At 74.5% G+C, this 23,547-nt stretch carries 15 protein-coding genes; 5 read left to right on the forward strand and 10 right to left on the reverse strand.

Translation table 11 applies throughout. The annotated features are described in order from the left end of the window. Positions 1-60 precede the first annotated feature (60 nt). Entirely contained in the window at positions 61-3,693 is a 3,633-nt protein-coding gene (gene mfd / locus ACZ3YO_RS27865) for a transcription-repair coupling factor (protein ID WP_465574427.1), read from the reverse strand. A 707-nt stretch (positions 3,694-4,400) separates the two neighbouring features. Between mfd and ACZ3YO_RS27870 the strand changes: the two genes are divergently transcribed. Continuing rightward, positions 4,401-5,714: a nucleotide sugar dehydrogenase gene (locus tag ACZ3YO_RS27870; protein WP_465574430.1), complete on the forward strand. Its 1,314-nt coding sequence runs from the start codon at positions 4,401-4,403 to the stop codon at positions 5,712-5,714. A gap of 79 nt (positions 5,715-5,793) precedes the next feature. Here ACZ3YO_RS27870 and ACZ3YO_RS27875 read toward each other — a convergent pair whose 3' ends face one another. Beyond that, the gene (locus ACZ3YO_RS27875) at positions 5,794-6,195 is read right to left on the reverse strand and encodes a beta/gamma crystallin domain-containing protein (protein WP_465574433.1); all 402 of its coding nucleotides are present in this window, start codon (positions 6,193-6,195) and stop codon (positions 5,794-5,796) included. A gap of 387 nt (positions 6,196-6,582) precedes the next feature. On the opposite strand from ACZ3YO_RS27875, the gene ACZ3YO_RS27880 reads away from it, so the two are divergent. Continuing rightward, entirely contained in the window at positions 6,583-7,251 is a 669-nt protein-coding gene (locus tag ACZ3YO_RS27880) for a hypothetical protein (protein WP_465574436.1), read from the forward strand. Positions 7,252-7,316: 65 nt separating this feature from the next. On the opposite strand, the gene ACZ3YO_RS27885 is transcribed toward ACZ3YO_RS27880, so the two are convergent. The 7 genes from ACZ3YO_RS27885 to ACZ3YO_RS27915 form a co-directional block, all read right to left on the reverse strand. Beyond that, the gene (locus tag ACZ3YO_RS27885; RefSeq protein ID WP_465574439.1) at positions 7,317-8,750 is read right to left on the reverse strand and encodes a hypothetical protein; all 1,434 of its coding nucleotides are present in this window, start codon (positions 8,748-8,750) and stop codon (positions 7,317-7,319) included. 265 nt (positions 8,751-9,015) lie between these two features. Further along, on the reverse strand, positions 9,016-11,691 hold the full coding sequence (locus ACZ3YO_RS27890; RefSeq protein ID WP_465574445.1) for an SUKH-4 family immunity protein: 2,676 nt from the start codon (positions 11,689-11,691) through the stop codon (positions 9,016-9,018). A gap of 105 nt (positions 11,692-11,796) precedes the next feature. Beyond that, the gene (locus ACZ3YO_RS27895; RefSeq protein ID WP_465574450.1) at positions 11,797-12,798 is read right to left on the reverse strand and encodes an HNH endonuclease; all 1,002 of its coding nucleotides are present in this window, start codon (positions 12,796-12,798) and stop codon (positions 11,797-11,799) included. A gap of 185 nt (positions 12,799-12,983) precedes the next feature. Then, positions 12,984-14,099, reverse strand: a complete 1,116-nt coding sequence (locus tag ACZ3YO_RS27900) for a DegT/DnrJ/EryC1/StrS family aminotransferase (protein ID WP_465574452.1) — start codon at positions 14,097-14,099, stop codon at positions 12,984-12,986. Between the two features lie 57 nt (positions 14,100-14,156). After that, entirely contained in the window at positions 14,157-15,308 is a 1,152-nt protein-coding gene (locus ACZ3YO_RS27905) for a DegT/DnrJ/EryC1/StrS family aminotransferase (RefSeq protein WP_465574455.1), read from the reverse strand. A 91-nt stretch (positions 15,309-15,399) separates the two neighbouring features. After that, complete coding sequence (locus tag ACZ3YO_RS27910; RefSeq protein WP_465574458.1) at positions 15,400-16,380, reverse strand: NAD-dependent epimerase/dehydratase family protein; 981 nt, start codon at positions 16,378-16,380, stop codon at positions 15,400-15,402. Next, positions 16,377-17,567, reverse strand: a complete 1,191-nt coding sequence (locus ACZ3YO_RS27915) for a Gfo/Idh/MocA family protein (RefSeq protein WP_465574461.1) — start codon at positions 17,565-17,567, stop codon at positions 16,377-16,379. The genes ACZ3YO_RS27910 and ACZ3YO_RS27915 overlap by 4 nt, the downstream gene beginning before the upstream one ends. Before the next feature lie 361 nt (positions 17,568-17,928). On the opposite strand from ACZ3YO_RS27915, the gene ACZ3YO_RS27920 reads away from it, so the two are divergent. Together ACZ3YO_RS27920 and ACZ3YO_RS27925 are read left to right on the forward strand one after the other, a co-directional pair. Further along, the gene (locus tag ACZ3YO_RS27920) at positions 17,929-18,384 is read left to right on the forward strand and encodes a YwqJ-related putative deaminase (RefSeq protein ID WP_465574464.1); all 456 of its coding nucleotides are present in this window, start codon (positions 17,929-17,931) and stop codon (positions 18,382-18,384) included. A 64-nt stretch (positions 18,385-18,448) separates the two neighbouring features. After that, positions 18,449-18,994: an SUKH-3 domain-containing protein gene (locus ACZ3YO_RS27925; protein ID WP_465574739.1), complete on the forward strand. Its 546-nt coding sequence runs from the start codon at positions 18,449-18,451 to the stop codon at positions 18,992-18,994. 88 nt (positions 18,995-19,082) lie between these two features. Here the strand turns inward: ACZ3YO_RS27925 and ACZ3YO_RS27930 are convergent, their stop codons facing one another. Beyond that, positions 19,083-20,351 (reverse strand): sensor histidine kinase, encoded by a 1,269-nt coding sequence (locus ACZ3YO_RS27930; RefSeq protein WP_465574466.1) that lies wholly within the window; start codon positions 20,349-20,351, stop codon positions 19,083-19,085. 259 nt (positions 20,352-20,610) lie between these two features. Here ACZ3YO_RS27930 and ppc point away from each other — a divergent pair, with 259 nt between their 5' ends. Then, positions 20,611-23,475 (forward strand): phosphoenolpyruvate carboxylase, encoded by a 2,865-nt coding sequence (gene ppc, locus ACZ3YO_RS27935; protein ID WP_465574468.1) that lies wholly within the window; start codon positions 20,611-20,613, stop codon positions 23,473-23,475. Positions 23,476-23,547 lie beyond the last annotated feature (72 nt).

Consider the following 23,547-nt stretch of genomic DNA (forward strand, 5'->3'; position numbering starts at 1 on the left):
GCAAGGCCCGCCGAAGCGGGCGGGCTCACCCGCCGAAGCGGCCGGTGAACCTCCCCACCGCTACTTCTTCGCCCCCGCCAGGTCGTCGAACATCGCCGACAGGAACTCCCGGCACCACCCCAGCAGTTCACGCCCGACCAGCGGCTTGCCGCCGATCCGGCCGGTGGACGGCCGGGGCACCAGCAACTGCTGGGCGGCCGCCTTCACCTGGCTGCGCGGGTAGAGCCGGTTCAGCCGCAGCTGCTGCGACTCCCGCAACTCGACCGGCCCGAACCGGACGTTGGCGCCCTGCAACGTGATGTCCGCGATCCCGCAGCGCCGCGCGTACAGCCGCAGCGCCGCCACCAGCAGCAGGTTCTCCACCGGCTCGGGCAGCTTGCCGTACCGGTCCACCAGTTCGTCGCGGACCTGCTTGATGTCGTCCTCGGAGTTGACCGCCGCGATCGAGCGGTACGCCTGGAGCCGCAGCCGCTCGCCCGGGGCGTAGTCGTGCGGCACGTGGGCGTCGACCGGCAGCTCGATCTTGACCTCCAGCGGCTCCTCCTCCGGCTCTCCGCCGCCACCCGCCAGCGACTCCCGGAACTCGGCCACCGCCTCGCCGACCATCCGCATGTAGAGGTCGAAGCCGACGCCCGCGATGTGCCCGGACTGCTCACCGCCGAGCAGGTTGCCGGCGCCGCGGATCTCCAGGTCCTTCATCGCCACGTACATACCGGCGCCCATCTCGGTGTGCTGGGCGATGGTGGCCAGCCGCTCGTGCGCCGTCTCGGTCAGCGGCTTCTCCGGCGGGTACAGCATGTACGCGTACCCGCGCTCGCGGCCACGGCCGACCCGGCCTCGCAGCTGGTGCAGCTGGGAGAGGCCGAAGGTGTCGCCGCGCTCGACGATCAGGGTGTTGGCGTTGGAGATGTCGATGCCCGACTCCACGATCGTGGTGGAGACCAGGACGTCGAACTCCTTCTCCCAGAAGTCGACGACGACCTTCTCCAGCGCCGTCTCCCCCATCTGTCCGTGGGCGGTGGCGACCCGTGCCTCGGGGACGAGGTCCTTCAGCCGGGCCGCCGCCTTGTCGATCGACTCGACCCGGTTGTGGATGTAGAACACCTGGCCCTCGCGCAGGAGTTCACGCCGGATGGCGGCCGAGATCTGCTTCTCGTCGTACGGGCCGACGAAGGTCAGCACCGGGTGCCGCTCCTCCGGCGGGGTGGTGATGGTGGACATCTCGCGGATGCCGGTGACCGCCATCTCCAGGGTGCGCGGGATCGGGGTGGCGGACATGGTCAGCACGTCCACGTTGGCCCGCAGCTTCTTCAGCTGCTCCTTGTGCTCGACGCCGAACCGCTGCTCCTCGTCCACGATGACCAGCCCGAGGTCCTTGAACCTGGTCTCGGAGGAGAAGAGCCGGTGGGTGCCGATGACGACGTCCACCGAGCCCTCGAACAGCCCCTCCAGGACGGCCTTCGCCTCGCTGTCGGTCTGGAAGCGCGACAGCGCCTTCACCGTCACCGGGAAGTTGGCGTACCGCTCGGCGAACGTCGAGAAGTGCTGCTGCACCAGCAGCGTGGTCGGCACCAGCACCGCCACCTGCTTGCCGTCCTGCACCGCCTTGAAGGCCGCCCTGACGGCGATCTCGGTCTTGCCGTAGCCGACGTCGCCGCAGATCAGCCGGTCCATCGGGACGGACTTCTCCATGTCGGACTTGACCTCGGCGATGGTCGTCAGCTGGTCGGGCGTCTCCGCGTAGGGGAAGGCGTCCTCCAGCTCGCGCTGCCACGGGGTGTCCGGGCCGAAGGTGTGGCCGGGGGCGGCCATCCGGGCGGAGTACAGCTTGATCAGGTCGGCGGCGATCTCCTTGACCGCCTTCTTCGCCCGCTGCTTGGTCTTCGCCCAGTCCGCGCCGCCGAGGCGGTGCAGCGTGGGGGCCTCGCCGCCGACGTACTTGGTGACCTGGTCCAGCTGGTCGGTCGGCACGAAGAGCCGGTCGCCGGGGTGGCCCCGCTTGGCCGGCGCGTACTCCAGCACCAGGTACTCGCGGGTGGCGCCCTGGACCGTGCGCTGCACCATCTCGACGTAGCGGCCGACGCCGTGCGCCTCGTGGACGACGTAGTCGCCCGCCACCAGCGCCAGCGGGTCGATCGCGTTGCGGCGCCGGGACGGCATCCGCCGCATGTCCTTGGTGGAGGACTTCTGGCCGGAGAGGTCGGTCTCGGTGATGACGGTCAGCTTGAGCGCCTCGTCGACGAAGCCGTGCTCGATCGAACCGCAGGACACGTAGACGACGTCCCGGGTCGGCGCCTCGCCGAGGTCGGCGACCAGCCGGGCCGGGATGCCCTCGTTGCCGAGCACCTCGGCCAGCCGGGAGGCCGGGCCGTGGCCCTCCGTCACCATGACGACCCGCCAGTCGGCGGCCAGCCGCTCCTTGGCGTCGGCGATCGCGCGGGCGGTGTCCCCCCGGTACGCCTCGACCGCGTGCATGCCCAGCGTCAGGGTGTTGACGTCGAACTCCAGGACCGTGCCGACCGAGGCGTCGCTGGTCGCGAACGGGCTGACCGACCACCAGGGAAGGCCGATCTCGGCCGCGTGCTCGCGCACCTCGGCGAGCGATCGCAGCGAGGCGGCGGAGACGTCGATCGCCTCCAGGTCGATCGGCCGGTCGCCGCCGGCCGCGGCCGCCACCCAGGAGGCGTGCAGGAACTCCTGGCTGGTCGCCACCAGGTCGGCGGCCCGGGTGCGGACCCGCTCGGGGTCGCAGACCACGGTGACCGAGCCGAGCGGCAGCACGTCGAGCAGCAGCTCCATGTCGTCCACCAGGACGGGCGCCAGCGACTCCATGCCCTCGACGGCGATGCCCTCGGCGATCTTGTCGAGGATCTCCGCCAGCCCCGGGTGCTCGACGGCGAGTTCGGCGGCCCGCGCCCGCACCTCGTCGGTCAGCAGCAGCTCACGACAGGGCGGCGCCCAGAGGCCGTGCTCGGCGATCTCCAGCGAGCGCTGGTCGGCGACCTTGAAGTACCGGATCTCCTCGACGTCGTCGCCCCAGAACTCCACCCGGAGCGGGTGCTCCTCGGTCGGTGGGAAGACGTCCAGGATGCCGCCGCGAACGGCGAACTCGCCTCGCTTCTCGACCAGTTCGACCCGGGCGTAGGCGGCCGCGGAGAGCCGCCGGGCGATCTCCTGCAGATCGTGCGACTCGCCCCGCCGGACGGCCACCGGCTCCAGCTCGGCCAGCCCCTTCACCTGCGGCTGCAGCACCGAGCGGACGGGGGCCACGATCACCTGCACCGGGCCGGCCGCCGGGTCGTCCGCCCGCGGGTGCACGATCCGGCGCAGCACGGCCAGCCGGCGGCCGACCGTGTCCGAGCGCGGCGAGAGCCGCTCGTGCGGCAGCGTCTCCCAGGCCGGATACTCGGCGACCGCGTCCGGCGGAAGCAGCGAACGGAGCGAGGCGGCGAGGTCCTCGGCCTCCCGGCCGGTCGCCGTGACGGCCAGCACCGGGCGGCCGCGCTCCCCCGCCGCCTGCCCGGCCATCGCGCGGGCCAGCGCGGCGATGGCGAACGGCCTGGCGGCGGGGGGACCGACCAGGTCCAGGTGGTGGCGGCCGCCCGCCGCGGCACCGGTGGCGGTCGCGGCCTCGATCGCCTCGGCGAGCGCCGCGTCCCGCGCGACGACATCGAGCAGTCCGGTCAGGCTCATCTGGAGTCTCTTCTTCGTCCCGTGGCTGGTGCTGCCCGGGGCGGCAGAGGCCCGCCGGGGCAACGCGAACGGCCCGGCACGCCGAGCGGCCGGGGGTCTCCAGACTACGCCGCAGCACCGACACGCACGTGGCGCACGGCCGGGGCACGCCCGCGCGGACGGCCGCGGCCGCACCGGGACGAGGACGAAGCACCGGGCGCCGACTGCGACTGCGCCTCCGCGATCTGCCACGAACTGGACATACTCCTGTCACTGCCCGTCCATGGAGATCGCGCACCATGGTGAATGTGCCCGCCGCACCCAACCGTGGGGGATGGCTGCGGAGGGGCACAGTCGCACACCCGATGGGGGTCGGGGGTGCGAGGCCGGGCGACCCTGGGTGGGGGCGCCCGCCCAAGCGCCGGGAACCGTGGCGCCCTTTCCTGGAGGGCGCCACGGGTCTCGGCCCCTTTCGTCAGCGGCGCCCGTTCAGCGGCGTCCCGACCCGCCCCCGCGCGCAGCCTCCCCTCGCGGCCTCCCCTCACAGCTTCCCCTCACGGCCCCGTTCGCAGCCTCCTTCGCGCCCGTTCACGGCGCCGCGCACATCCGCACCCTGCATTTGCGCGAACGCTCACCCGGGCCGGTCCGCCCTCCCTACCCTGTGGTGAAGACCGTGTGGAGACGCCCGGAGGGGCCAGGGGGCGTCGCGATGGAGGGGGTTCTTCGTCATGCGCGTTGTCATCGCAGGCCAGGGGTACGTGGGGCTGCCGCTGGCGGTCCGGGCGGCCGAGGTGGGGCACCGGGTGGTCGGCTACGACGTGGACGAGCGCCGGATCAAACGGCTGGCGGTCGGCGAGTCCTACGTCGAGGACATCCCGGCCGAGCGGCTGCGGCCGCTGCTGGAGAACGGAACGTACCTGCCGTCGGCCGAGCCGGCCGACGTGGCGGGCTTCGACATCGCGGTGATCACCGTGCCGACCCCGCTGCGCGACGGCGTGCCCGACCTGTCGTACATCGAGGCCTCGGCCGCGCTGCTCTCCCAGCACCTGCGGCCGGGGGCGACCGTCGTCCTGGAGTCCACCACCTACCCGGGCACCACCGAGGAGCTGCTCGCGCCGCTGCTGGAGGAGGGGTCCGGGCTGACCGCGGGCCGGGACTTCCACCTCGGCTACAGCCCCGAGCGGATCGACCCGGGCAACCCGACCTGGCGGCTGGAGAACACCCCGAAGGTGGTCTCCGGCATCGACCCGGCGGCGCTGGCGGCGGTCGACGGCTTCTACGGACAGCTGGTGGAGCGGACGGTGCCGGTCTCCTCCTGCAAGGAGGCCGAGCTGACCAAGCTGCTGGAGAACACCTTCCGGCACGTGAACATCGCGCTGGTCAACGAGCTGGCGATGTTCGCCCACGACCTCGGCATCGACGTCTGGGAGGCGATCGACGCCGCCTCCACCAAGCCGTTCGGCTACCTCCGCTTCACCCCGGGGCCCGGTGTCGGCGGGCACTGCCTGCCGATCGACCCGTCCTACCTGTCCTGGCGGGTGGAGCGGGCGCTCGGCCAGTCGTTCCGCTTCGTCGAGCTGGCCAACGACGTCAACAGCCACATGCCCGACTACGTGGTGCGCCGGCTCGGCGAGGCGCTGAACGAGCGGCAGCGCTCGGTGAAGGGCTCCCGGGTGCTGCTGCTCGGGCTGGCGTACAAGAAGAACACCGGCGACGCCCGGGAGACCCCGGCGGCCCGGATCGCCGAGCTGCTGGGCCGGATGGGCGCCGAGGTCCGCGCGGCCGACCCGCACGTGGTGGTCGGGGTGCACGTCCCGGAGCCGGTCATCCCCGGGCAGCGGGCGGCCGAGCAGGACCGCCACGGCGACCCGTTCGCCGCCGTCCGCCGGGTCGAGGCGACGCCGGAGGAGCTGGCGGCGGCGGACGCGGTGGTGCTGCTCGCCGACCACGACGAGTTCGACTACGACGCGGTGACCGCGCACGCCCGGTACGTGCTGGACTGCCGCCGCCGGCTCTCCGGCGCGTCGGTCGAGGTGCTCTGACCGCGCTCCCGCCCCGGACGGCAGAACGCGGTGCCGGGCGTCCGCACCCGCCCGGCACCGCACAAGGGACGTGATCCGGCTACCAGCGGGACAGGTTGATGTCGTACATCATCACCTGGTGGCCCTGGTGGCCGTTGAAGTCGTACTGCTCCCAGTTGAAGACGGTCCAGGAGCCCATGCCGCCCCCGAGATAGGTGACGACCCGGTTGTTGCCCGCGTCGATCCGGTCGACGTTGTAGATGCGGACCGCCATCCAGCCGTCGTTCGCAAAGCAGAGCTGCCCGCTGTAGCCGTAGTTGTAGACCTTCGCGTAATCGTTGCGGTCACCGCAATCGACCCGGTTCACCGCGTGCGCACCGGCGACCGGCAGCAGTGCGGCCGCGGCGGCGGTGAGGACGGCGAGCGCGCCGGCCCGGCGGGCCCGGCCTTTTCCGGTGCGACGTTCCTTGCGAGGATTTGCGGGATTTGTGCGGTGAATCATGAAACCCCTCCATCGACGGCGGTTGCGACTCCAGAGATTTACATGGGACCCCGCCGCCGAACAGTTGATTTCCGGCCAAGCCGAGCCCCGCGAGCAGTCCCCGGAACGGGCCGAAAGGGAATGCGCTAGGGTCCGAACAAGCTTGCAGCGCTTGAGGATCGGAGCAGAAGGTTGGCACGTCCACCACATTTCGGACGATTCGCCGCCGTCACCCTGGCGGCCGCTTTATCGGCCTTTTCCGCGGGCTGTACCAGTTCATCCGGCAGCGGTCCGGCGGAATCCCCGCCGACCCCGCCGGAGATCAGCGCACCGAAACCTCCGGAATCAGGGCGCGCCGGAATGACCGGACTTCCGCTCTCCGCTTATCAGGCCAATGACCAGGTGGCCGTGAAAGAGATTCAGGCGAGGAATGCGCTGATCGTCTCCTGTATGCGCAAGGCGGGGTACGCGGCGTTCGACGGCGACGGGCTCCAGGCCGCGCAGGCCCCCGACAACGCGACCGCCCTGCCGGCCGGTGCCTGGGGGTACCTCGGGACGGCGGTCGCGGGCGTCCAGGGCTTCCACCCGCCGAAGCGGTCCCTCCCCCGGCCGGCCGGACCGGCGGCCGGGTCCGGCGAGGCGTACGACAGCGCCCGGGTGGACTGCGACCGGCAGGCGGCGGAGCGGATCGGCTCGCCGTCCGGGCCGGGGACGGAGCTGGTCGGCCGTCTCTTCGACGAGTCGATCGCGGCGACCGGCCGCGACACCCGGGTGGCCGCGGCGACCAAGGAGTGGTCGGCCTGCATGGCCACCGCCGGCTTCCGGACCGACGATCCGGCGGTGCTGCCGGACCGCTTCCGGGCCGCCCCGGAGGCCACCCCCACCGAACTCGCGACGGCCCGTGCCGACGCGGACTGCACGGGCCGGACCAACCTGGCCGGGATCTGGTTCGCCGTCCTGGCCGGCTACCAGCAGCAGCAGATCGACCGCAACGCAGAGGCCCTGACCGCCCAGAAGGATGCGGTCAGGGCCCAGGACGCGAAACTCGCGCAGCTGCTGGCAGGCGACGGCTCGTGACCGCCGCCGGCCGCCGGTCGGGCGCCAGGCCTCGGGCCTCAGCCGCCAGGCCGCGGACGCCGCCGTCAGCGCCGGTTGTAGCCGACCGTGTTCGGCGTGGCGTACTCGCCGCCATCGTCGACGATCACGATCTTCGGGATGATCCGGGTCTCCTCCTCCGGCCTCCCCGGCCCCTCCGGGGCACCGGAGAGGGCACTGCCGGAGGCGGACGACCCGTTCGGCGGCGAGGACGGCCGCGGCGGCGCCCCGGCCGGAGCGACGGCCGGAGAAGCGGCGGGAGAGGCGGCCGGAACGGCGGGCTGGGACGCCGCCAGGGGCGCTGGCGCCACCGGCCCCGGCGTGACCCGGCCCGGGGTGACCGACGGCACCGTGGTGGCCGCCTCTGCCGGCCGGCCGGCGCCCACGGCGACGTCCTTGCGCAGGTCGGCCACCGCGATCTCCCCGGTGTCCGCCTCCGAATCCACCGCCGGCGCGCCCGCCCCGGACACCCCGGACACCTCGAACGCCTCGGACGAATCCGCAGCGTCCGTCACGGCCACACCCTGAACAGCCGCGCCCTGAACAGCCGGGGCCTGCACTGCCGGGGCCTGCGCTGCCGCAGCCTCCTCGGCGGGCTCGATCGCGCCCACCGCCGCGCCGGTGAGCGAGGCGAGGGTGGCCTTGATGTGGTCCAGGTGCTGCTGCACCGTCTCGTGCCGGACCGCGAACTCGCGCTGCTCGCGCTCGCTCGCCGCGTTGATCTGCTCGGCCTCGCGGCGGGCCTGCTCGACCAGCTGGTCCGCCCGGGCCTGCGCCTCGGCGTCCGACTGCTTGATCTGCCCGAGCACGGTCTCCCGGTGCTGCTCGGCCTCCTTGAGCCGGCGCTCGGCGGTCGCCGAGACCTCCGCGTCCTCGGCGTCGGCCCTGGCCTCGGCCGCGGCGAACGTCTCGTCGGCCTTGCGGCGCAGCTCGGCCAGCTTGGCCTCGGCCTGCTCGGAGGCCTCGGCGGCCGCGACCCGCACCTTGGCGGCGTGGGCGGTGGCGGAGTCCCGCAGCGTCCGGATCTCGCGGTCGGTCTCGGCCCGGATCGTCTCGGCCTCGGCCCTGGTCCGCTCGTCGGTGCGGCGGGCGGCCTGGTCGGACTCGGAGCGGGTGGTGGCGGCGTACTCCTTGGCGGCCTGGCCGAGGGCCTGGCCGGCCTCGTACACCTCGTCGCGCAGGTCCTCGGCGAACCGCTCGGCGGCCTCCCGGACGGCGCGGGCCTCGTTCTCGGCCATCCGGGCCAGGCCGGCGGCCTGCTCGCTGAGGACCTGGTAGTCGGGTTCCGGGGCGTCGGCGGCGGCCTGTTGGATGTCGGCCAGGCGGCGCTCCATCTCCCGGATTCCGGCGCCGAGCACACTCAACCGTTCCCACGCCTCGTCGCGCTGGACGGTGAGAGCGGCCAGCGCTCGGTCGACCTGCTCGGGCGCGTAACCACGCCGGGCAGCGGTGAAGCCGTACTGGGGGACGGCGTCGCTCATGGGCTCTTCCCCTCGGGTCGCGGGCTGCGGAGCCCATGATCGGACGGATCGGACGGATCGGGAACCCGATCGAGGACCGGGTCTCACTATCGACGCGGTACTGATCGGAACGTGTTGAGGACCGGACGAGTAGACCCATCCTCTTGACCTATTTTGCGCAGATCAGGGCGAAACCCCAACGAGGCAGAGCCGCAGCGGCATGCCGAAGGGGTCGTTCCGGACACCGGAACGACCCCCTCCACCTGCGCGGATCCGGAGCGACCTGCTACAACAGGCCGTCCCAGAACTGCTCCAGCAGGACGGCCCACCAGGTGTCCGCCGACTGCAGGGCCGCCGGGTCGATCGCGGCGAGCTGAGCCTGGAAGTCGGTCGTCCAGCGACCGGCCTGGTCCGGCGTCAGCCCGTACCGCAGCCGCCACATCCGGCCCAGCAGGGCCAGGGCGCGGACGAACTCCGGTACACCGCTGTTGACGAACCGAGGCGGCTCTCCGGTTCCGTCGATGTCCACCGCGACCACGTGCGCTGTGCCGTACTGCACACAGAGCTGACGGCCGTAGTCGTTGCCGAGCACCAGGTAGCCGCCGAAGTCCGGGCCGCCGGCCAGGCCGCGCTCGGCGGCCAGCTCGGCGAGCGTCGGGATCGGGCGGCCCTCCTGGGCCTGGGCCCAGAAGAACGGGCCGAACTCGCGCGGCAGGCCCGCCCACATCAGGGTCTGCGCCACCGGCTCGGGGACGCCCTGGCGGGAGACGGCGCGCTGCTCGAAGCGGAACACGTTCGGGCCGAAGGCCTGGCCGAGCTCCTGGGCGAGCTCCTGCGGTGCGATCGGCGGCAGCGGCGGCACCGTCCCCGGCGCGGGCAGCGGCACCCGGAACGGGCGGACCCGCTGGGCGCCGGAGGCCAGCTGGTGCAGCTCGTCCAGGTGGTCGAGCAACTGGGCCATGCCGGCCTGCCGGGAGTGGTGGTCGCGGCCGTAGTCGGCGGTGTGGGTGAGCCGGACGTTCGGCCAGGAGGCGGCGATCATGCGGTTGCAGTAGCCGCCCGGGAGGTCGCAGGACTCCAGCTCGGTGTAGAGCTCCAGCACCTGCTCCGGCGGGACGTTCAGCCGCCGCAGGTCCTGAAGGATCTTCCACTCCGGGTGCGGGGTGCCGGGCTCGCTGCGGTGCAGCAGCTTCTGCTCGGAGCCGTCCGGGCCCCGGTAGCTGAGCGCGGCGAAGTAGCCCGGGCCGACGGCGGGCACGCCGGGCGGCACCGGGGAGCCCTGCGGCGGGCCGGGGACGGGCGCCGGCGGGACGGCCGCCGGGGCGGGCGCCGGTGCCGGGGCGGCGGGCGAGGCCGCGCCGGGGTAGCCGTAGCCGGCCACGGGCGCGCCGGGGCCCGGGCCGCCGGGCGGCGGCGGGACGGCCGGGCCGCCGGACGGCGGGGTCCCCGGGTCGACGGGCGCTGCCGGGCCGGCGCCGAGCAGCGCCGGGTCGATCGCGCCGGCCAGCTGGGTGCGCTCGTACGCCACCCCGGCGCCGGGCGTGGCGCCGACGGCCGGCGCCGCGGGCGGCCCGGCCGGGGCGTCCGCTCCGCGCAGGCCCCCCGGGGGCGGGGGCGGCGGGGCACCGGCCGCGTTGCGGCCGCCCGGGCTCGCCACGGGGGTGCCGGAGCCGGGCGTCTGGCGCAGCTCACCCGGCGGGGGCGGCGGCGGGGCCGAGCCCGAGTTGCGGCCGAGCGAGACGGGGGCGCCGGGCTGGCCGGACGCGCCGCCGCGCAGCGCTGCCGGCGGGGGCGGCGGCGGGGCGCCGCCCGGGTTGCGGCCGAGCCCGCCCTGCGGCGCGTCGGCGGCGGGCGGGGCGGCGGGCGCACCGGGGCCGGGGGCACCCGGAAGGCCGGCCAGCCCCGGCAGACCGTCCGGCGAGGCCAGCATGGTCGCCGCGTACTCGACGGGGGCACCGGGGCCGGGCGTCGGCGCACCGGGGCCGGGGGCACCCGGAAGACCGGCCAGCCCCGGCAGACCGTCCGGCGGCGCCAGCAGGGTGGGCGCGGGCGCGGCGGACGGGCCCGCGGGCGGGGCCGGGGGCATGCCGTAGTCGCTCACGGGCAGCAGTTCGGTGGCCGCCTCGGCGCCGGGCCGGGGCTCGCCGGGCAGGCCCGCGCCGTTGGTCCGCAGCCCGTCGGGCAGCAGCACGGTCGCCGCCTCGACACCCGCGGAGCCGGCCGACGGCGCGGGCACGGCCGGCGCGACGGGTTCGACGGGCGCGGGCTGCGGGGCGGGGAACGCCGGCTCGTCGTGGCCGGGCGGCGGCGCGAGCATGGTCGGCGCGTCCCCGGCGGGCCGCTCGGAGATCGGCGGCGTGGTCAGCACGGCGGGCGCCGGAGCCGGCGCCGGAACGGGCGCGGGCTCGGGCTCCGGCGCTGCAGCCGGCACCGGAGCAGCGGCAGCCACGGGAGCCGGGGCGGGAGCCGCAGCAGCCTGAGCAGGCGCCGGCGCTCCCAGCCGCTCGGCCTCGGCCGCGATCGCCGCGGCGCCCGCCTCCTGGAGCCACTGCGGCGGGCTGAGCAGGAAGGACGTCGCCTCGACCGGGCCGGGCGCGGGCCGCGCCGCCCCGGCCGGGTTGGCCGCCACCGGCCGTCCGTAGACCTCCTCGTACTGCCGGACCACCTCGTTGACGGGCAGCGCGGGCCAGAGCGTGCTGGCGCCGGAGTCCCGGGCGATCACCAGCCGCGCCTCGCCTGCCGAGCCGCCCGAACCTGCCGAGCCGCCCGCGCCACCGGCCGCGTCCGGCCCGGAACCCTCGCCGGCACCGCCCGTCTCACCCGGGCCGTCGGCGGGCTGGACCGCCCAGCAGACGAAGCCCAGGTCGAACTCCCGGACCCGTACCTCGCGCTGCTGCGAACGCGGCACCCCGCCGTTGATCCACTCGTCGGCGAGCTCCTGCGCCTGCGCGTACGTCACCACGCCCGGTTCACCCCTGTCCCCTTCATCCCCGCTTGCTGCTTCGCCCCGGCCTGCCGCTTCGTCCCAGCAGGCCGGACACCCTTGACCACCGCCACCGGGGCCACGTCAGCCCACCGGCACGGCGCGGGCGAACCCGCCGTCCACCATCAGTTCCGCCACCGTCTCCAGCTCCGGCGGGCTGCCGGCCAGCCGGAGCAGGAACGCGTCGAAGTCCTCGCCGCAGGGCAGCAGGAGCCGGGCGACGCGGTCCTCGGGCGCCTCGGGCGCACCCGTGTCGCGGGCGTCGTCGTAGAGGCAGAACCAGACCGAGCCGATCCGGTCACCGCGCACCTTGAGCGCCACGATGCCGCCCTGGGCGTAGGCGATGCCCAGGTAGTCCTTGGTGAGGTGGTCGCGCAGGCACTTGTTGGCGTAGACGACGTCCTCGGTGCCGTACTCCTCACTCAGGGTCAGGAACGGCTGGTCGAGCAGCAGCCCGAGCTCGGGGTCGAGCGCCACGCCGACGGGGGCGCGGCCGCCGCCGAGCTTGAGGAAGGTCCGGTAGGCGCCGGGCAGCCGGTAGCCGAGGCGCTCCTCGGCGCGCTGCACGAGGTCCTCGGGGACGCCGATCGGGTCGGTGCCGTCCTTGGCGAGCGAGAAGTGCACCGGCCGGCGCTCCTGCAGCGGGCGGGTGCCGCGGCGGCCGTGGTCGGCGCTGGAGGTGGCCAGGCCGCCGTGGTGCCGCAGCAGCGCCTTGACCTCGACCGGGACCAGCTCCATCCGGCGCCAGCCGGGCGCGGCCCGGCCGACCGCGTGGTGCCAGGTCCAGCCGGGCGGGGTGGCGACGGCGGTCTCCAGGTCGGCCCAGAGCGGGTGGCCCTGGGTGAACTGCGCGGCGTTGGCCGAGACGTAGTCGGTCAGGCGCAGCTCGTCGACGCCGAAGCCCTCCGGCGGGTCGGCGACCTCGGCCGCGGCAGCGGCGTAGGGGCCGAAGTCCGGGAACCCGTACTCGTCCACCCGGATCCCGGCCGGGTGCCGCTCCGCACGGACCGGGTCCGGGAACTGCACCACCTGACCTGCGTACGCCGCGTTCGGTGCGGCGGTGACGCCGGGCCGACCTGTCGTCATCTGGGAGCCCCCACTGGCTGCTGCAAATACTTCGGTGCGCTTGCTGGCTACCAGCGTAGGGGGTCGGCCCTGGCCCCGGACCCCCGCCCGGGGGACGGAGCGGGATCGGCCCTCGGGGCGTGTCCGGCAACTCCCGCCGGGCGCGAATCGCCGGCGCGTCCCCGGACAGGACCAGCCGGACAGGACTAGTCCGAGAGTGCCTTCGCCAGCGCCTCGGCCACGCGCTCCTGCTGGCCCTCGGTGATCTGGGGGTAGAGCGGCAGCGTGAGCAGTTCCCGGGCGGCCCGCTCGGCGACCGGGAACGCGCCCTCCCCGTGGCCGAGGTGACGGAACGCGGGCTGGAGGTGGACCGGCACGGGGTAGTGGATGCCCGCGCCGATGCCGGCCGCCTTCAAGGCGTTCAGCACGGCGTCCCGGTCCCGGCCGGGGCCGATCCGTACGGCGTACAGGTGCCAGACGTGCTCGTTGCCGGGAGCCGTCCGCGGCAGGGTGACGCCGTCGAGCCCGGCCAGCAGCCGGTGGTAGCGGGCGGCGGCGGCCCGGCGGGCCTCGTTCCAGGCGGGCAGCCGGCGCAGCTTGGCCCGCAGGACGACGGCCTGGAGGGCGTCCAGCCGGGAGTTGAAGCCGAACCGCTCGTGCTCGTACTTGCGGCCGGAGCCGTGGTCGCCGATCAGCCGGACGGCGGCGGCCAGGCCGTCGTCGTCGGTGACGACGGCGCCCGCGTCGCCGTACGCGCCGAGGTTCTTGCCGGGGTAGAAGCTGGTGGCCGAGATCCGGCCGTGGAGGGCGCGGCCGTCCTGCCGGGCGCCCTGGGACTGCGCGGCGTCCTCCACCACGGGCCGGTCGCCGGCCAGCTCAAGCAGCGGCACCATCGGGGCGAGCTGCCCGTTGAGGTGGACGGGCAGCAGCGCCACCGCGCCCGGCAGTGCGTCGGCGACCCGCACCGGGTCGATCAGCAGGTGCTCGGGGTCGGCGTCGACCAGGACCGGGCGCAGTCCGGCCCTGACCACGGCCTCGGCGGTGGCGACGAAGGTGTTGGCGGGCAGCACCACACCGCCGCCGGGGGGCAGGTCGAGGGCGCGCAGGGCCAGTTCGAGGGCGTCGGTGCCGTTGGCGGCGCCGACGCAGTGCCGGGTGCCGGAGAAGGCGGCGTACTCCGCCTCGAAGCCGTCCGCCTCGGGGCCCCTGATGTAGCCGCCGGTGGCGAGCACCCGGTCGAACCCTGCCCGGACCTCGGCCTCGACCTCGGCGTGCGCGGCCTTCAGGTCGACGAGCGGGACGGGCGGCTGGTCGGTGGTCATCCTGGTCTCCCCCTGGGGCGTCTCGGCGGGTCTGGGCGGGACGGGCACGCGGGCAGGTCAGCCGAGCGCGGCGCGCAGCGCGGCGGCCACCCGGTCCTGCTGCTCCTCGGTGAGCGCGTGGTGGAGCGGCAGGATCAGCGAGCGGCGGGTGAGCAGCTCGGTGGCGGGCAGCGGCACCCGGGCGGTCCCCTTGTACGGGGCCTCCAGGTGGGCGGCCATGATGCCGCGCCGGGCGGAGACGCCGGCTCCGGCGAGCCGGGCGAGCAGCTCGGCCCGGTCGGGGGCGCCGTCGGGCGGCAGCACCCAGCAGGACTGGTAGTTGGTGGTGCCGTGCGCCGGGTCGGCGACCAGCCGGGCGCCGGTGCCGGCGAGCAGCTCCCGGTACCGCGCGGCGAGTTCGCGCCGCCGGGCGACCATGGCCGGCAGCTTGCGCAGCTGCACCAGGCCGATGGCGGCCTGGATGTCGGTCATCCGGTAGTTGAAGCCGATCTCGTCGTAGGTCTCCAGCAGGCTCGCGCCGCCGGCCGCGGCGTGCCGGTCGGCGGCCGAGACGCTCATCCCGTGCTCGCGCAGCCGCCGCAGCCGGGCGGCGAGTTCGCCGTCCTGGCAGGTGACCATGCCGCCCTCGCCCGTGGTGAGGAGCTTGCGCGGGTGGAAGGAGTAGGCGGCGATCGTGGCGGTGCTGCCGGCCGGGCGGCCGCGGAGGACCGAGCCGGCCCCGCAGGCGGCGTCCTCGACCACGGTGATCCCGCGGGGCTCGACGGCGGCCCGGATCGCGTCCAGGTCGACCGGGACGCCGCCCTGGTCGACGGCGATGACGGCCCTGGTCCGCTCGGTGAGCAGCGGTTCGACGGTGGCCGCGGTGAGGTTGCCGGTGACCGGGTCGACGTCGGCGAAGACCGGAACGGCTCCGACGTAGGTGACGGCGTTGGCGGTGGCCACGAACGAGAGCGAGGGGACGACGACCTCGTCCCCGGGCCCGATGCCGGCACCGATCAGCGCCAGGTGCAGGGCGGTGGTGCAGGAGGAGACGGCGACGGCGTGCGGGGCGCCGAGGTGCCCGGCGAAGGCGCGCTCGAACGCGGCGACCCGGGGGCCCTGGGCCACCCAGCCGGAGCGGACGGCCTCGGCGGCGGCCTCGGCCTCCTCCTCGCCGAGCCACGGCACCATCACCGGGATGTTGGGCATGACGGGGTTGTTCTCGGACACAGCTGCACTCCGAACTGCCATGACTGCCGTGACTGCCGTATGTCGCTGCCGTGACTGCCGTGACTGCCGTATGTCGTACGGACGAGGGGGACTACTGCTCGCGCCACCAGGCGACCAGCCTGCGCAGGCCGTCGTCGAGGCCCAGGCCGGGCTTCCAGCCGAGGTCGCGCTCGGCGGCGGTGATGTCCGCGAGCCGCCGGACCACGCCCCCGGCGGTGCCCCGGGCGGGCCCGTGCTCGACGTCCAGGTCGGGGCGGTCCATCGCGCGGAGCAGTGCGTCGGCCAGCCCGCGCAGCGAGACCTCGGTGGAGCTGGCGATGTTGTAGACCCGGTCGGTGACGGGCGCGGCGGCGGCCAGCAGGTTGGCCCGGGCGATGTCCTCGGTGTAGACGAAGTCCATGGTCTGCGCGCCGTCGCCGAAGATCAGCGGCGGCTGCCCGGCGGCGATCCGCTCCATCCAGCGGATGAACACCTCGGTGTACTTGCCGTGCACGTCCATCCGGGGCCCGTACACGTTGAAGTAGCGCAGGGCGACGTAGTCCAGCCCGGACATCGCGTGGAAGGAGCGCAGCAGGCCCTCGTTGAAGACCTTGGCGGCCCCGTACAGGGTGTCGTTGTTGTAGGGGTGCTGGGTCTCGGGCGTGGGGAAGGTGTCGGCGAGGCCGTAGACGGAGGCGGTGGAGGAGGCGACCACCTTGCCGACGCCCACCTCGGCGGCGGCCTCGACCACGTCGAAGGTGCCGTCCACCATGATCTCCAGGGCCAGCCGGGGCTCGGTGGCGCACTGGGTGATCCGGATCGCGGCCAGGTGGAAGAGCAGGTCGGTGCCCGGGTCCAGCAGTTCGCGCAGCAGCGCACGGTCGCGGATGTCACCGTCCACCACCCGCAGCTGCCCGGGGGCGGCCATCTCCCGGGCGTGCGCCAGGTTGGCCGTCCGGCCGCGGACGAAGTTGTCGAGCACGACCACCTCGCGGGCGCCCGCCTCGATCAGCTGGTCGACCACGGTGGAGCCGATGGTGCCGGCCCCGCCCGTGACCAGGCAGCGGGAGCCCTCGATCTGTACAGCGTTCACCGCGCGGCGGACCTTTCCTGAGCGACTTCCCGGGCATCGGACAGTCGGTCGATCGTCACTGCGTCATCCAGTCCGGCGCCCACCGGGACGGTGGCGCCGCCGAGTTCGAGGCTGAGCGAGGCCGCCTCCAGCAGCTGCAGCACGCGCAGACCGGCCCGTCCGTCGGTGAGCGGCGCCCGGCCCTCGGTGATGGCGGCGGCGAACTCGGCCATCACGTTGCGCAGCGCCTCCTGCTCGACCAGGGCGGGCGCGACCATCTCGCCGACCCGGTAGGAGATCAGCGCCTGGTGGCGGATCGCGTCGGTCAGTTCGTCGGGCGGGGTGAGGTCCACGCCCCGGTCGTGCACCGCGAGCCGGGCCTGCGGGTTGAGGTCGTCCCAGACCAGGGTGCGCCGGGAGCCGCCGATCAGCGTGGTGCGGACCTTGGTCGGGGAGAGCCAGTTGACGTGGCAGTGTGCCAGCGCGCCGTTGCTCAGCCGGACGGTCAGGTAGGCGACGCAGGCCCGGCCGGCGCCGAGCGGGTCGGCGCCCTGGGCGGAGACCCCGACCGGCTCGACGCCCGGCGGCAGCACGAAGTCGAGGATGGACAGGTCGTGCGGGGCGAGGTCCCAGAGCACGTCGACGTCCGGCTGGACCAGCCCGAGGTTGATCCGCACCGAGTCGAAGAACTGGACGTCGCCGATCTCCCCGCCGTGCACCAGCTCGCGGATCCGGCGCACCACCGGGGTGTAGCAGAAGGTGTGGTCGCACATCAGCACCAGCCCGCGCTCCTCGGCGAGCGCCACCAGGTCGGCGGCCTCCGCGGCGGAGGTGGTGATCGGCTTCTCCACCAGGACGTGCTTGCCCGCCTCCAGCGCGGCCCGCACCAGCCGGTAGTGCGCCGCGGCGGGCGTGGCCACGGCGACCGCGCCGACCCGCTCATCGGCGAGCACCTGCTCGAAGGAGGTGGTGGACCGGACGGTGCTGTACTCCCCCAGCACCCGGCGGGACCGGCTCTCGTCCAGGTCGCAGAGCCAGTGCAGGCGCAGCGCCGGCGTCTGCTGCGCGTTGCGGACCAGGTTCGGGCCCCAGTAGCCGGCCCCGACCACGGCGATCCCGACCGGGTGCGCGGGCGTGGGCTGCGGTGGCGCACCCGGCGTGGGCACGTGCTCGCCGGGTGCCTCGTTGGCGGTTTCCGTCTCCGTCATCGCAAGACCCCCCTTGCTTGGCCCCGGGGCACCCTTGCCCCGGGGGCCTCAACGGCCAGTGCGGGCAAAGGAGTTGTCATGCCCTGCCGGAAACCCCCCTCCGGCCGGCCGTCCCCTTGGCCCCCTGCTGGAACGCTACCGGCCGCCACCACCGGCCGGGGGCGGATTCGGGAAACCCGGGGACGAGTCGTGACGACGGCGTGCGGATCCGGCCGGGACCACGTGCCCGCCCGGCCCGCCGCCGGGACCGACCGTCCGCCCCCGCACCCCGGTTGTACGAATGTCGGTGACATTTGACAGGCTTGCCCCGGACCGGCCCCTGCCGGCCGTGCCGTCAGCGGGAAGAGGAGGAGGACGACGCATGACCACCGGGGAACCGGCCGGACCGCCCCTGCTGCGCCACCACCGCGACAGCCTGCTGCCCGCCGTCGCCGCCGCCCTGTCGCTGAAGGGCGGCGAGGTGCACACGCTGGCCGGCGACAAGCCCGCCCGGCGTCCGGTGCTGCACCCGCTGGTCGGGGACTTCCTGGACGCGCTGCCGCTGGAGCACCGCGAGCGGTTCACCGGCCGCTGCCCGGAGGCCGTCCTGCTCTCCCAGTACCTGACCACGGTGGACGCCAGACGCTCCAAGCGCGCCTCCCGCAAGCCGATGAGCGTGCAGGACGCCCGCAAGGCGCTCAAGGGCTCCCGGCTGACCACCGTCCGGATCCGCGAGGAGCACGACCCGGCGCACGGCACCCACGCCCCGCCCTGCCGCTCCTGCGTCCCGCTGCTGGAGCACTTCACCGTGCAGAGCGTCGCCGTCGGACCGCGCTGACCACACCGGCCGGCCGGCCCCGCACCCCCGTACGTCCCCCGTCCCCGAGCCACCGGAGCCCGTCCTGAACCCGACCAGCCCGCCCCCGCCCCCGCCGAGCACGCTCGGCGGGCCCGCCCTCCGGACCCGCCCGCGCTTCCCGGCCGACGTCGCCGCCGAGCTGAAGGCGGCCGGCTGGCACCCCGGCCGCTGGGAGATCCGGCAGGCCGAGGAGTGGGCCGACACCCTGATGGGGTACGGCACCCCGGCCGGCGTCCCGCACACGGTGTTCCCGGCGGCGGTGGAGGCCTGGGCCGAGTTCGGCGGCCTCGCCTTCGACCTGGCCGGCCCCGGGCGGCAGCTGGCCCGCACGCCGTTCCTGGTGGACCCGCTCCGCGGGCTGCACCAGCCGCGCACCCTGGCCGACCTCGGCCGCGCGCTGGACACCCGGCTCGCCCCGCTCGGCGAGGAGGCGTACGGGCAGGCGCTGCTCGCAATCGACGAGGAAGGCCGGGTCTACAGCCTCGACCACGCCGGCGAGTGGTTCCTCGGCCACGGCATCGACCAGGCGATCACCGCGCTGGTCCTCGGCACCGCACCCGAGCGGCTGCGCACCGCCGACGAGGCCTAGGGGCCGGACGGGTGCGCACCGCCGACGAGGCCCGGGGGCCTGGCGCGTGCGCACCGCCGACGATCTCCAGGGGCCGGACGGCCGCGCCTCAGGCCAGCCGGTCGGCGCGGACCGCCAGCCGGGACGGCAGCACCGCCTCCACCCGGAACCCGCCGTCCCGCTCGGGACCGGCCGAGAAGGTGCCGCCCAGCGCGACCACCCGCTCGCGCATCCCGACCAGCCCGTTGCCCCCGCTGGGCAGCGCCGCCGCGCCGCGCTCGCCGTCCGGGCAGGCGTTCACCACGCTCACCCGCACGCCGTTGGGCGCGTACGCGAGCAGGACGGAGACCTCCGCGCCGCCGGCGTGCTTGTGCGCATTGGTCAGCCCCTCCTGCACCACCCGGTACGCGGTCTGCTCGGCCTCGGTGGTGAACTCCTGGTGGCTGCCGCTGACGGTCAGGGTGACGGCCATCCCGGCCGCCCGGGACTGGTCGACCAGCCGGGGCAGCCCGGTCAGCGAGTCCGGCTCCGGCGCGGTCTCGTCCGACATCCGCAGCACCCCGAGGATCTCGCGCAGCTCGTTCAACGCCTGCCGGCCGACCTCGCCCATCAGCTTGGCGCTCTGCGCCGCCTTCTGCGGGTCCTTCGCCACGATCCGCTCCAGCGCCCCGGCGTGCACCACCATCAGCGACACCCGGTGCGCCACCACGTCGTGCATCTCCCGGGCGATCCTGGTCCGCTCCTCCAGCCGGGCCCGGCGGGCGCGCTCGCGGGCCTGCTCGGCCAGCAGGTCCAGCTCGGTCTCCAGGCCGTGCGCGCGGTCCTTGAGCGACTCGATCAGCCGCCGCCGCGCGCCCACGTAGAGGCCGGTCACCACCGGCGGCACGGTGAGGCCGACGGCCACCAGCACCGACAGCAGCACCTGGCCCCAGAGCGGCGGCTGTTCCACCGTCGTGTCGGAGGGCGTCAGCATCTGCACCAGCATCACGCCGACCGCCTCGGCGAAGGCCAGCGCCGACAGCGCCACCACCCGCCGGCGCCGGGTCGGCCACTCCCAGGTCTCCGCCAGCGTGTACAGCGACACCACCAGCAGCAGCACGCCGAGCATCCCGGGCATCGCGAGCAGCGCCACCAGCAGCGGCACCGCCGGCCAGCGCCGCCGCAGCACCAGGCTGGCCCCGGCTAGCGCGCCGAACAGCGCGACCCCGACGATCGCGAGCGTCCCCATGTGGACCCGGGGCGCGAGGAAGGCGACCCCACTGGCCGCGCACTCCAGGGCCGCCAGCGCGGCCAGCCCGATGTCCAGGAGAGCGCTGCGACGCCGCTCCCACCACCAGAACGACCGGTCCTGCGCGCGCTCCCCAGGCGACTTGCTCATAGCCCCACAGCCTAAGCGTGAACCCCGTCTCCTCCCCACCCGGTTCCGTTCCGACACCCTTTCGAGGGGCCCAGTGGTCCAGACCACACGGCGAGACCGTGATCTTGTCCGCCATCCGGCCACCTCGCGGACACCACCCCTCCCGACACCTATGCTGGTCGCGTCGGACAGCGCGGTCCGCACGCGTCACACGCGCCACACGCGCGCGGAACTGTGGCGATGAGCCGTTGCCGAACCCCACCACCACAGGGAGCCAGCCGTGACCGCTCCGGTCCCCACCCCGGCGGACAGCCCAAGCCGAGTCGGCGCAGCCGGCGCCGACGCCGACAACACCGCCCTGCGCGCGGACATCCGCCGCCTCGGCGACCTGCTCGGCGAGACGCTGGTCCGCCAGGAGGGCCCCCAGCTGCTGGGCCTGGTCGAACAGGTCCGGCTGCTCAGCCGCACCGACGGCGAGGCCACCGCCGAGCTGCTCTCCGACATCGACCTGGAGACCGCCGCCAAGCTGGTCCGCGCCTTCTCCACCTACTTCCACCTCGCCAACGTCACCGAACAGGTGCACCGCGGCCGCGAGTTCGCCACCCGGCGGGCCCGCGAGGGCTCGCTGCTCGCCCAGACCGCCGACCAGCTCGCCGAGGCCGACCCCAAGCACCTCGCGGACACCCTGGCCCACCTGGCCGTCCGCCCGGTCTTCACGGCCCACCCCACCGAGGCCGCCCGGCGCAGCGTCCTCAACAAGCTCCGCCGGATCGGTGAACTCCTCGACCGGATCCACCGCGAGCAGCTCGCCTCCGGCCTCGCCGAGGCGAACCCGGCCCACACCTCGACCGCCCGTCACCCGGCCACCAGCCCCGACCGGGCCGCTGCACGGCGCACCTCCCTCCAGCGTCAGGCCGACCGCCGGCTCGCCGAGGTCATCGACCTGCTCTGGCAGACCGACGAGCTGCGGATCGCCCGCCCGGAGCCCACCGATGAGGCCCGCAACGCCGTCTACTACCTGGACGAGCTCTACCGCGAGGCCGTCCCGGAGGTCCTGGAGGAGCTGCACGAGGAGCTCGCCCGGGTCGGCCTCACCCTGCCCGACGGCGTCCGCCCGCTCACCTTCGGCACCTGGATCGGCGGCGACCGCGACGGCAACCCCAACGTGACCCCGCAGGTCACCTGGGACGTCCTCAACCTCCAGCACGAGTACGGCATCAAGGACGCCCTCGCCGCCGTCGACGACCTGCGCGGCTCCCTCTCCACCTCCGAGCGCCTGGCCGGAGCCTCGGTCGAGCTGCTCGCCTCGCTCAACACCGACCTGCACGTGCTCCCCGAACTCAGCCCGCGCTACAAGCGGATGAACGCCGAGGAGCCCTACCGCCTCAAGGCCACCTGCGTCCGGCTCAAGCTGGAGAACACCCGCGAGCGGCTCGCCCACGGCACCCCGCACGTCGCGGGCCGCGACTACCTGGGCACCCGCGAGCTCATCACCGACCTCCGGCTCATCCAGGACTCCCTGCGCGCCCACCGCGGCGAGCTGATCGCCGACGGCCGCCTCGCCCGCGCCATCCGCACCATCGAGGCGTTCGGCCTGCAGCTCGCCACCATGGACGTCCGCGAGCACGCCGAGGCCCACCACCACGCGCTCGGCCAGCTCTTCGACCGCCTCGGCGAGGAGGCCTGGCGCTACGCCGACATGCCCCGCGAGTACCGGCAGAAGCTGCTCGCCAAGGAGCTCCGCTCGCGCCGGCCCCTCGCCCCCACCCCGGCCCCGCTGGACGCCGCCGGCACCAAGACCCTCGGCGTCTTCAACACCATCCGCGAGGGCTTCGAGCGGTTCGGCGACGAGATCGTCGAGAGCTACATCATCTCGATGTGCCAGGGCGCCGACGACGTCTTCGCCGCCACCGTCCTCGCCCGCGAGGCCGGCCTGATCGACCTGCACTCCGGCATCGCCAAGATCGGCATCGTGCCGCTGCTGGAGACCACCGACGAACTCCAGGAGGCCGACCGCATCCTGGACGAGATGCTCTCCGACCCCTCCTACCGGCTGCTCGTCTCGCTCCGCGGCGACGTCCAGGAGGTCATGCTCGGCTACTCCGACTCCTCCAAGTTCGGCGGCATCACCACCTCCCAGTGGGAGATCCACCGCGCCCAGCGCCGGCTGCGCGACGTCGCCCACCGCTACGGCATCCGGCTGCGTCTCTTCCACGGCCGCGGCGGCACCGTCGGCCGCGGCGGCGGCCCCTCGCACGAGGCCATCCTGGCCCAGCCCTGGGGCACCCTTGAGGGCGAGATCAAGGTCACCGAGCAGGGCGAGGTCATCTCCGACAAGTACCTGCTGCCCTCGCTGGCCCGGGAGAACCTCGAACTGACCATCTCGGCCACCCTCTCCGCCTCCGCGCTGCACACCGCCCCGCGCCAGGCCCCCGAGGAGCTGGCCCGCTGGGACGCCGCGATGGACCAGGTCTCCGCGGCCGCCCACACCGCGTACCGGGCCCTGGTCGAGCAGGAGGACCTGCCGAAGTACTTCTTCGCCGCCACCCCGGTCGACCAGCTCGCCTCGCTGCACCTGGGCTCCCGCCCGTCCCGGCGCCCCGACTCCGGCGCCGGCCTGGACGGACTGCGGGCCATCCCGTGGGTGTTCGGCTGGACCCAGTCCCGCCAGATCGTCCCCGGCTGGTTCGGCGTCGGCTCCGGCCTGGCCGCCGCCCGCGACGCCGGTCTCGGCGACGTGCTGGACGAGATGTACGGCCAGTGGCACTTCTTCCAGAACTTCCTGTCCAACGTCGCCATGACGCTGGCCAAGACCGACCTGCGGATCGCCCGCCACTACGTCGAGCAGCTGGTGCCGGCCGAGCTGCACCACATCTTCGACCAGATCACCGCCGAGCACGACCGCACCCTGCGCGAGGTGCTCCGGCTCACCGGCGAGAGCGAGCTGCTGGAGCACAACCCGGTGCTCAAGCAGACCTTCACCGTCCGCGACGCCTACCTCGACCCGATCTCCTACCTCCAGGTGGCGCTGCTGCGCCGCCAGCGCGAGGAGGCCGCCACCGGCCGGCACGAGGACCCGCTGCGCGCCCGCGCGCTGCTGCTGACCGTCAACGGCATCGCCGCCGGCCTGCGCAACACCGGCTGACCCCGGCCGCCCCACGGAGAAGGGGCCGGCGGCGGGCACCTCGCCCGCCGCCGGCCCCTTCGGCATCTCCCG

This window comes from Kitasatospora sp. NPDC022785, assembly GCF_055561295.1.